At 29.6% G+C, this 10,624-nt stretch carries 9 protein-coding genes and 1 other annotated feature; of the genes, 2 read left to right on the forward strand and 7 right to left on the reverse strand.

Annotated elements, in window-relative coordinates:
* Positions 1 to 36: 36 nt before the first annotated feature.
* A complete protein-coding gene (locus ACI48Q_RS01730) occupies positions 37 to 2,334 on the reverse strand; it encodes a S8 family peptidase (RefSeq protein WP_474917315.1) in 2,298 nt (765 codons plus the stop codon).
* Between the two features lie 176 nt (positions 2,335 to 2,510).
* Complete coding sequence (gene thrS / locus ACI48Q_RS01735; RefSeq protein WP_474917316.1) at positions 2,511 to 4,448, reverse strand: threonine--tRNA ligase; 1,938 nt, start codon at positions 4,446 to 4,448, stop codon at positions 2,511 to 2,513.
* A 69-nt stretch (positions 4,449 to 4,517) separates the two neighbouring features.
* Positions 4,518 to 4,735, reverse strand: a binding site (T-box leader).
* Positions 4,736 to 5,150: 415 nt separating this feature from the next.
* Here thrS and ACI48Q_RS01740 point away from each other — a divergent pair.
* Positions 5,151 to 6,446, forward strand: coding sequence for an NlpC/P60 family protein (locus ACI48Q_RS01740; RefSeq protein WP_474917317.1), 1,296 nt, complete (start codon positions 5,151 to 5,153; stop codon positions 6,444 to 6,446).
* 134 nt (positions 6,447 to 6,580) lie between these two features.
* The gene (locus ACI48Q_RS01745; RefSeq protein ID WP_474917318.1) at positions 6,581 to 7,138 is read left to right on the forward strand and encodes a phosphatase PAP2 family protein; all 558 of its coding nucleotides are present in this window, start codon (positions 6,581 to 6,583) and stop codon (positions 7,136 to 7,138) included.
* Between the two features lie 171 nt (positions 7,139 to 7,309).
* Here ACI48Q_RS01745 and ACI48Q_RS01750 read toward each other — a convergent pair whose 3' ends face one another.
* From ACI48Q_RS01750 to atoD, 5 genes are all read right to left on the reverse strand, one after another.
* Complete coding sequence (locus ACI48Q_RS01750; protein WP_474917319.1) at positions 7,310 to 8,194, reverse strand: polysaccharide deacetylase family protein; 885 nt, start codon at positions 8,192 to 8,194, stop codon at positions 7,310 to 7,312.
* Positions 8,195 to 8,219: 25 nt separating this feature from the next.
* Positions 8,220 to 8,486 (reverse strand): hypothetical protein, encoded by a 267-nt coding sequence (locus tag ACI48Q_RS01755; protein WP_474917320.1) that lies wholly within the window; start codon positions 8,484 to 8,486, stop codon positions 8,220 to 8,222.
* Between the two features lie 360 nt (positions 8,487 to 8,846).
* Complete coding sequence (locus tag ACI48Q_RS01760) at positions 8,847 to 9,116, reverse strand: late competence development ComFB family protein (RefSeq protein ID WP_474917321.1); 270 nt, start codon at positions 9,114 to 9,116, stop codon at positions 8,847 to 8,849.
* Between the two features lie 65 nt (positions 9,117 to 9,181).
* A complete protein-coding gene (locus tag ACI48Q_RS01765; protein ID WP_474917322.1) occupies positions 9,182 to 9,841 on the reverse strand; it encodes a 3-oxoacid CoA-transferase subunit B in 660 nt (219 codons plus the stop codon).
* Between the two features lies 1 nt (position 9,842).
* The gene (atoD, locus tag ACI48Q_RS01770) at positions 9,843 to 10,496 is read right to left on the reverse strand and encodes an acetate CoA-transferase subunit alpha (protein ID WP_474917323.1); all 654 of its coding nucleotides are present in this window, start codon (positions 10,494 to 10,496) and stop codon (positions 9,843 to 9,845) included.
* Positions 10,497 to 10,624: the final 128 nt, after the last annotated feature.

Raw genomic sequence — 10,624 nt, forward strand, 5'->3', positions numbered from 1 at the left:
TTAAACTTATCTTAAAAAATTCCCATAGTATTAACCTTATTGGATATTCATTTTTAAGGATATATTTAAAGATAATTCAGTAGTGTTATTTAAACAATCTTTAATTTTAAAAACTAACTGATTTTCTCCTTCAATGAATTTATCATAAGGCAATGGAACGATGAATTCATCATTTTCGGATATTTGACAAGTTGTCCATTTATCTTCATTGGATAATTTCCATTCTAATGTTATGGGACTTTCAAATTCAAATTCAGAGCAAATAATATCTTTATATTTTACCATTAAATCATCTACACTAAATTTTATTGAAGAATTATTTATTTCATATGAAACTTTAGGGTTAGAAGAATCTACAATTAAAACATCATTACCAGATAATTCGGTTTTATGTTTTCCTTTATAGGCAGTAGCAGTTAAAGAATAGATTCCATCCTCTAAAGGAAGAATTTCTTCAGAGGAAGAAGTGGAAGCTACTTCACCAAAGCCTTTCGCCAAATTACTTCCTCTCCAAAGGGTTAAAGGTTTAGCAGAATCATCATTTAAATTTCTAATTTCTATAGTTAACTCATCAATATCGTTGCATAAGTAATAATTTATTTTTATCTCATCTTGATTTGAAACTATTTTGGAATTAGTATAGAAGTCAGTTATTAGGGGATATCCCTCAGGATTTACTAGTATTATAAATGGCATATTTTTAGTATCATTTTCAGCTGTAAATTTTATGTATCCAGAGTAAATTCCATTGGGTATATTGTTGGTATCAACTGTTGCCTTCATTAATAATTCTCTTTTAGAGTTACCTTCTACAAATATATTTTTAGGAATATCTAGTATTATTTGTTCTGCGTCGTTATACAGTACATAATCTATATTATATACTTTACTATTTTTAGATATATTTTCTATAGAGAGAACTTGAGTAATTTCTTTTTTCCCAATATCTTTTTCTATAAAACCAAAACTTAAATTATTTGGAGTTATAAAAGAATCAACATTTATTAACTTATCTATATCTACAAATCCAGAACCTTGAATCTGTGGAGGATACATTGTTCTATTTTCATCTATAATCAATTTAGCATTATTAGTTATAGCAGCTTTAATTTGTTCAGGACTCCAATTTTTATGAGCTTGTTTTATTAATGCAGCTACACCAGTGATATAAGGTGCTGACATGCTAGTGCCAGTTTCCTTCTTATAACCAGATTCATCAATTTCGTATGGGACAGTACTATTTATATCGATACCAGGCGCGATTACATCGGGTTTTATGCCCCATAGTCCAGGAGTAGGGCCATGAGAACTTTCATAGAAAATTTTGGTAATAGATTCATTTTTTAATGTCATGGTTTCTTTGCCGATAATAGTATTTAACCTTACAAAATCATTTTTATCTATGCTAGCTACGGGTATTTTAGCTGAATCATATAGTATAAAGGAATCACTATCTACTTGTCCACCTTCTATGTACACTATAATGCCTGATACTTTATTAGTGTCAACAGTACTAATAAATTCTTCTAGCTCGAAAATATCATCGCATTTAAATAAGAGTATGTTATTTTTATCTTCAAGCTTAGATACAGATTTAAAATCATTTTTCGCTTCATTTATGATGGAGTAGTTAATTCCTTCAGGGAATTTACTGCTTCCTCTTACTAAATTTAATTTAAATTTAGTATTACTTTTCTCTCCTATGATATTAGTAGATAATAAATTTGAAGAACCATTTCCTACAGTAATAACTCCAGGTAGAGCAGCTACATCCTTTATACTCCAATCAGATGGACCATAATTACCAGCGGATTTAACTACTACAATACCTTTTTCAATTGCTTTATTGATGGCATCAGCTACAACGCCATTAGGCATATTATAATTAGCTCTTAGTGATATATTTATTATATCTGCGCCAGATTTGATGGATTCATCAATAGCCTTTACAATATTCTCATCAGTTGTAGTGCCGTCTTTACTTATAACTCTATAGACCAATAAAGAAGCTTCAGGAGCAACTCCTTTAATTTTGCCATTAGCTGCGATGATTCCAGACACATGTGTTCCATGACCATACTTTAAATCTCCATCCTTATAAATAGGTTTATCATCAACAAAGTCATATCCACCAATTATGCTATTTACTAAATCAGGATGATTTATATCAACGCCACTATCAATGACAGCAACCTTAACTCCTTTTCCAGTGTAATTTATAGGTGTTACATTTTCAGTGGCTGAGGAACTATAAGTAAATTTATAAAAACCTATAAATAGAGTTAATAGAATAATAGATGTTATTGATTTAATAATTAAGACGCTTTTTCTCATTTAAAATCCTCCTAGATATAAGGTGTCCAAAGAAAAGTTGACTCTATAGTCCAATATATAGTATATATAGTGATTTATATAAAAAGGTTACAAATAAGTGAATATAAATATTACAAAATTGTAGTTATTTCGTTGAATAAAAAAGATTCCAGTGAAGATCACTGGAATCTTTCTATTTACTTCTCTCTAGTTTCAACTTCCTTTAATACTCTTTCTATGAAGGCATTAAGAGCAGTTGAGCCTTCATCACCGTTTTTACGGCTTCTTACAGCTACTTCTTTATTCTCAGCTTCCTTTTCGCCAACTACTAGAATATAAGGAATTCTTTCATTACGAGCTTCTCTAATTTTGTATCCAATTTTTTCAGCTCTATAGTCAGCTTCAACTCTGATATTATATTTTCTAAGCTCCTTGTATACCTCATCTGCATAATCATGATATTTTTCAGATATAGGTAATAATTTAGCTTGAACTGGTGCAAGCCAAGTTGGGAATGCTCCAGCATATTTTTCAATTAACATGGCAAGAGTTCTTTCATAACATCCTATAGAAGTTCTATGGATAACATATGGATACTTCTCTTTTCCATCCTTATCGATATAAGTCATTCCAAATCTCTCAGCTAATGAGAAGTCGATTTGAACAGTAATTATTGTATCTTCTTTTCCATGAACATTTTTAAATTGTAAATCCAACTTTGGTCCATAGAAAGCAGCTTCGCCTATTGCTTCAGTATAGTTAATTCCAAGGTTATTTAATATATCTCTCATCTTATCTTGAGTAGCATACCACTCATCTGGTCTGTCTATATATTTAGACTTATTATTTTCATCCCATAGCGAGAATTGATAAGAGATATCATCTTCAATGCCTAGTGTTTTCATCATATAGTTGATTAGGTCAACAACTCCTCTGAATTCTTCTTCAAGTTGGTCTGGAGTACAAACTAAATGTCCTTCAGAAATTGTAAATTGTCTTACACGAATTAATCCATGCATTTCTCCAGAAGACTCATTTCTAAATAGTGTTGAAGTTTCACCATATCTTAATGGTAAATCTCTATAGCTTTTTTTGTCAGCTTTGTATACCATGAATTGGAATGGGCAAGTCATTGGCCTAAGTGCAAATACTTCTGCATCTTTTTCTTCATTTCCAAGAACAAACATTCCATCCTTATAGTGATCCCAGTGTCCTGAAATTTTATATAAGTCACTTTTAGCCATTAGAGGAGTTTTTGTTAATAAATATCCTCTTCTCTCTTCTTCATCTTCAACAAATCTTTGAAGAAGTTGAACTATTTTAGCTCCCTTTGGCATTAATAGAGGAAGTCCTTGACCAATAGGTTCAGAAGTAGTAAATAATTTTAACTCTCTTCCAAGTTTATTATGGTCACGTTTCTTAGCCTCTTCTACAGCCTCTAAATAGCTATCTAATTCAGATTTTTTAGTGAAGGCAGTACCATAGACACGAGCTAACATCTTATTTTTCTCATTTCCTCTCCAGTATGCTCCAGCTAGTTTAGTTAGTTTAAAAGCTTTTACTGGCTTAGTTGACATTAGGTGAGGACCAGCACAGAGGTCTACAAAATCACCTTGTCTATAGAAAGTTATAGTTTCTCCCTCTGGTAGGTCTTGAATTAGCTCTACCTTATAAGGTTCGTCTTTCTCTTCCATGAATTTTATAGCCTCATCTCTTGGAAGTTGAAAACATTCTATAGATAAATTTTCTTTAACTATTTTTTTCATTTCTTCTTCAATTTTAGTTAAATCTTCATTAGAGAAACCTTCATCTAAGTCAAAATCGTAATAAAAGCCGTTATCTATAGCAGGTCCTATAGCAAGTTTTGCTGCTGGGAATAATCTATTAACTGCTTGAGCTAATATATGAGCTGATGTATGTCTAAATGCTTTTCTTCCCTCAGCATCATCAAAAGTCAAAATACTAAGATTACAATCTTCTTCAACTATATAACGTAAATCTACAGTTTTCCCATTAACAGTTCCAGCTGTAGCAACCCTTGCTAGTCCTTCAGAAATACTTTTTGCAATGTCTAACACACTTAGTGGGCCTTCATACTCTTTAAAAGAGCCATCTTTTAATGTTATTTTAATCATTGTTAAATCTCCTTTCCATATATATTATTAAATCACTAAAATAAAAAATCTCGTCGCTTTTCATAATAGAAAAGGGACGAGGTATACCCGTGGTTCCACCCAATTTGTCTATATAAGTATAAAATAACTTACAAAAGACCACTTTAATAACTATAACGTAGTTAACGGACTTTATTAGAGTCACTCCGAGGTGGTTTTCAATATGTTTTATTTGAAGGCAATTTCAGCTATTATGCCAACTCTCTGTTAATAAGTTACATATTTACTCTTCTCTTCACTGTGATTTTAATATTCAACTTAATTATTGTAACTTTATTATATCATAATTTCAATAAAATTATCATAAATATTATCATAAAATTATAATAATTTTATCATAATTATTAATTATGTCAATAGGATAGTAGAAACTAATGAAAAATCCTAATATTTTGGAGAAGTATGCTAGGGAGAGAGAATTGGCTTCGCCAGTAAATCGCTTTTCTAGAGAAAAAAGTGATCACTTATTTGCAACCGCTGCTTGCACTTCACTGAATTCAGAACGATTTATCTCCTTTTATTACCAGTAAGAATATATGAATTTAGCATAGTGAAAATATTTCAATATACTTACATATTATGATGAAATATCTTATAATAAAATAATAAGAAAACTGTATTTATGGTGCTAATCACAGAATATTTATAGGAGGAAAATAATTTATGAAAAAAGAAATGTATTGTAGCAGTTTTTGGTCAAGCTTATATAAAAATAGTGGTGACATAATTATGAATAAGACTGATATAGATAGGTTTAATAAAGAAAATATCAGGAAAGGCAATATATTTGATGTGTTTGCTGAGAAGGAAGAATATTCTAAAGATGAAATTATATCCATGATAGATAATGTAGGTAAAATACCAACAGAACGTAAATATAATTTATATTTCAATGGAGAACTCATTGAGGAAGAATATTGTAACAAGTTGATTCAAAATCTAAATTTAGAGAAATTAGAAGAAAATATTAGACCCAGTTATGGAATAACTATAAGAAGAACTATAATGAAATCCTTTCCAACAGAGGATAGAGTATTTAAACATGAAACTGAGTATAGCTTAGATAGATTTATGGAGACAGCAGTTTATCCATGTGAGCCATGTGTAGTGTACTGTAGTAGCAAGGATAAAAAATGGTACTTTGCCAAAATATATAATTACATAGCTTGGATCAAAGCTGATGATGTAGTAATAGGTGATAAAGAAGAGATTAAGAGTTTTTGCTATTGTGATGACTTTTTGGTGGTAACAGATAAGAAAATCTATACTGGATTTAATCCTTTTGATGAAAATTTAAGCAATATACAAATAGATATGGGAGCTAGACTACCTATAGATAGAGGCTGGAATTGTGAAGAAACAGTTCAAGACATGGACTGCGAAGGTAACTATGTAGTTAAATATCCAAGAAAAAATGGAATGGGCAAATTAGAATTTGCTAATATATTAATACCATTTAATGAAGGGGTTAATGAAGGTTATCTACCATATACTGTTAATAATATCCTAAGGCAAATATTCAAGTTTCAAGGAGAAAGATATGGTTGGGGAGGAGAGTTTAATGGAAGAGATTGTTCAGGGTTAATGCTAGATACCTATAGAAGCCTTGGTATAATATTACCTAGAAATGCAGATAGACAATTTGAAAATTGTGAAGGAAGAGTTATAGTAACTGATAGGCAGATATCAAGTGAGGAAAGAATCAATATTTTAAGAGATATAAAACAGGGAACCATGATATTTTTTGATGGTCATGTAGCTATGTATATTGGAGAATTTGAAGATAATTTTTATATAATGCATGATACCTTAGGATATAATAAAGATGTAAATGGAGAGATAAAAGCTTTCTCCACTCGAGGAGTTTCAGTATCGCCATTAAAGAATGCATATACATTAGGTGCTAATAAAGAAGAATATATACTAGCGATGTTAGGAGTGAATGAAATTTCTAAATAAAGTACTGAAAAATATTTATTTAATAATAGAGTGTGTTTAAAATAAGGATAATATGTAGCTAGTTTCAGCATTATTTTAAACATACTATATAAATTAAAATGTGATATAGTTTTATACATAAGGAGAAGAAGTATATGGACTTTATTTATGCAATAGACAAAGCAATAACGGATTTTATTCATTTTGGATTACAAAATGAGATTTTTGATTTTTTAATGCCACTTATAACTAGATTAGGTGACATAGGATTTATATGGATAATTATAAGTGTAGCATTGTTGCTTACAAAAAAATATAGAAGAATAGGATTTACTTGTATACTGGCACTAATATTAAGTACCATATTGACAGAAGGAATATTAAAGCATTTAGTAGAAAGGGCAAGACCATTAATTGTTAATCCTATCGAAACACCATTAATACCTATTCCAGTGACTTTTTCGTTTCCATCAGGTCATACTGGAGCTTCAGTAGCAGTAGCTTTTGTATTATGTAAATATTTACCTAGGTACAAATTGGGATTTATAACATTAGCATTTTTAATAGCATTTTCTAGAATATATCTGTATGTACATTACTTTTTTGATGTAATAGGAGGAGTTATAGTAGGTATAACAAGCGGGATTTTAGCCATTTATATGATTGAAAAATGGATGTTTAAAAAAGGCAAAGAAAAACTTACTAATATTTAGAATTAAATGTTAGTAAGTTTTTCTTATAAACTTTGTTTTAATATAGTATTGATAATGAACCACATATTATTACTTGCAAAACATTATTATATATAGATTATAATAATGTTATTTCATATTAATTTAGCATATTATAAAAAATATAATTACAATTTATATATTTACATAATTTTAATTAGTTTGTATAAATTGCACAGGATGTGAGTCATGAGATAATACATCAAACATATATCCTTTGCTAGATAATCCCTCTATTATTTCTGGTATAGCTTCTAAGGTTGTATATTTCATGTTAGTATCATGCATTAATATATTAGCATGTTTAACATAAGGTGAATCTGATAATACTCTATGAACTATAACACTTTTAGCTTGAGTGCCAGTAGAAGCATCTGTAGAATCAACATTCCAATCAAAGAAGGTATATCCCATATCATTTAGACGGCTTGCTAAAGGTTTCATAAAGTTTGATCCGCTATAGGTGGAGCTTAAATCATTATTAGAGCCTCCAGGGAACCTTAGAATTTTTGAAGGTTCTACTCCCGTAATTTCTTTAAGTTTTGCATCTAAATCAGTTACTTCTTTTATAAAGACATCTTGTGATGAATATATTTTACTATAATCATGAGAATAGGTATGATTAGCCAATACATGTCCTCTTTTAACAATTTCTTTATACTCTTCGTCGTAGCCTTCTTTATAAGTTACAAAAAATGTAGCTTTAACTTTATATTTATCCAAAACATTAAGAAGCTGCATAGTATTGTCTGAAGGACCATCATCAAAGGTTAAATAGGCAACCTTCATATTGGCCATAACTGCCTCATATTCTGATTTTTTTCCTTCAATAGCTTGTTGCAGCTTAGTGTTTTCTTGAGATAAAATATCATTATTAGAGGATATAGTTTGAATTTCATTTTGTAGCTTTTTACTACTATTCATAGCTAATATAACTCTACTGTTTGCAAATATTGATATACCAAAACAAATAATTAATGCAATAAACAATATGATTCTTCCTAGGTTATTATTTTTTTTTCTACTTCTTTTAGCCATATTTTATATTTACCCTCCAAAAACACTAATTAGAAATATTAGATAAGTTATTAAGTTTATTATCAATATTACTTTTAGACTGCTTTAAAATATTGTTCTCTTCCTTAAGTTTTTGTTCTTGAACCTTCAGCTGCTCCATTTGCTTAGTTAAATCATTATTAATATTCTCGAATTGCTTTAATTTATTATTAGCAAATACAAAGGAACCTATTAGTACAAAAAATAGAATTATTCCTACTAAATAAAAATTTATAACACTTTTTTTTTTCTTAGGAGCTCTTGAAACTTCCAACATTATTCATCCGTCCTCTCTCCAGCAATATGGTATCATGGTATCATTATATAATTATAACAAATAATATTTATTACAAAGTAGTAACAAATATCATTTTTATACATAAAAGTTTAAAAAGTTACATAAAAAGTATGTTTACGAAAAATACTAATTAATATGTAATAAAATGCATACTAATCACATAGTTTTATAAGACAAATATGTTGATTATGTATATTAAGTTTCAAATGAGAAGAATTTTTAAAATCAGTACTACTATATAGTATTAATTTAATCTCAATATATATGTTTGTATAATAAAAAAAGCTAAAAAATGATAACAAAAATAAATTAAATATTTTTGTTACCATTTTTGTGTTAATGCTTAGGATTGGAAGAAACTTTCTCAACAGCAGTAATAACTGAAGCAGTAATGCTAATTTTTTCTTGCTTATCTATTTCTGTTAATGCTGATGTGTAAATTTTTCCTTCTTCATTAACAACATACTTAGGTTTCACACAATTTAATGAACATGCCATCATATCAGCAATGCATTTGTCACATCTACAGATATGAGGATAACTATGCAAAACTTGATTAAGAATTTTTTTCACAATTTCCTCAGAGTAATTTTTATAGATAAACATAAAAATTACCTCCTAAGCTAAAATATTAATACTATATAATATTTTCAATTATATATAAGGTTACATTAGATGTTCATTTTCTTTACATTTTCTGGAATTATAATATCTGCAAGTGTTGCATTTTTAACGTCTTCTATAGTAGCTTCAGGGCCTAACTCTCTTAAAACTAAACCTTTATTAGTAACTTCTAAAACAGCCATTTCAGTTATTATTAAGTTTACTTGATGTGCTGCTGTTAATGGTAATGTACATTTTTTTAGTATTTTTGGGTTTCCTTTTGCAGTATGTTCCATAGCAACAATAACTTTTTTAGCTCCTACTACTAGGTCCATAGCTCCACCCATTCCAGGTACTTTTTTACCAGGAATCATCCAGTTAGCAAGGTTTCCTTCTTGGTCTACTTCTAATGCTCCTAATACTGTAGCATCAACATGTCCACCTCTAATTATAGAAAAAGACATTGAGGAATCAAAGAAGGCAGCACCAGGTATTACAGTTACAGGAAGTCCTCCAGCGTTTACTAGGTCTTTATCTTCTTTTCCAGCTTCTGGAGCTGCACCTATTCCAACAAATCCATTTTCAGATTGTAGAGTTACGTCTACTCCTTCAGGAATATAGTTAGCAACAAGAGTTGGAAGACCTATACCAAGATTTACTACGTCTCCATCGTTAAGTTCCATAGCAACTCTTTTTGCTATAACTTCTCTTATCATATTTTTATCCATGTTATTTGTCCCCCTTAACTATGTAATCAACAAATAATGCAGGTGTCATTACATGATTTGGATTAATCTCACCAACTTCTACTAATTCTTCAGCTTCAACTATAACTAAATCAGCAGCAGTTGCCATTAATGGGTTAAAGTTTCTTGTAGCTTGGTTATAATAGATGTTTCCTTTTTTATCTACTTTTGAACCAAATAGTAAAGCTACATCTGCTCTAAGTGGAGTTTCTAATATATAATCGTTTCCATCTACATTTATTATTTGTTTTCCTTCTTCAACTATAGTACCAAGACCAGTTGGAGTTAAGAATCCACCAAGGCCTGCACCACCGCATCTAACTCTTTCAGCTAGAGTTCCTTGAGGTGATAATTCAACATCCATTTCCTTTTCGTTCATTTGACGTCCAGTTTCTGGATTAGTTCCTATATGAGAAGCAATAACTTTTTTTACTTGCTTATTAACTATTAATTTTCCTATACCTCTGTCAGGAAATCCAGTATCATTTGCTATGATAGTTATATCTTTAATTCCTTTTTCAACTAAAGCATCGATAAAACTTTCAGGTGTACCAACAGCTAAGAAGCCACCTATCATAATAGTCATTCCATCTTTAATGTGAGAAATAGCTTCATCAATTGTAACAATTTTGTTCATAATGTCCCCTCCATAATAAATTATTCTCCATTACTAAGTGTAATACTATTCAAAGAATTTTGCAACTTGAGAAAACTATATATTTACAAAATCTTATCTTATTTCATTAAATTATGTGTATTTTTTAA

It is taken from the genome of Clostridium sp. LXY-7, from assembly GCF_056172015.1.

Bases quoted from the DNA above. Each gene is read 5' to 3' on its own strand.
- atoD (WP_474917323.1), bottom strand. From the start codon at position 10,496: ATGAACAAAATTGTTACAATTGATGAAGCTATTTCTCACATTAAAGAT.
- ACI48Q_RS01730 (WP_474917315.1), bottom strand. From the start codon at position 2,334: ATGAGAAAAAGCGTCTTAATTATTAAATCAATAACATCTATTATTCTA.
- ACI48Q_RS01750 (WP_474917319.1), bottom strand. From the start codon at position 8,194: ATGGCTAAAAGAAGTAGAAAAAAAAATAATAACCTAGGAAGAATCATA.
- thrS (WP_474917316.1), bottom strand. From the start codon at position 4,448: ATGATTAAAATAACATTAAAAGATGGCTCTTTTAAAGAGTATGAAGGC.
- ACI48Q_RS01765 (WP_474917322.1), bottom strand. From the start codon at position 9,841: ATGGATAAAAATATGATAAGAGAAGTTATAGCAAAAAGAGTTGCTATG.
- ACI48Q_RS01745 (WP_474917318.1), top strand. From the start codon at position 6,581: ATGGACTTTATTTATGCAATAGACAAAGCAATAACGGATTTTATTCAT.
- ACI48Q_RS01760 (WP_474917321.1), bottom strand. From the start codon at position 9,116: ATGTTTATCTATAAAAATTACTCTGAGGAAATTGTGAAAAAAATTCTT.
- ACI48Q_RS01740 (WP_474917317.1), top strand. From the start codon at position 5,151: ATGAAAAAAGAAATGTATTGTAGCAGTTTTTGGTCAAGCTTATATAAA.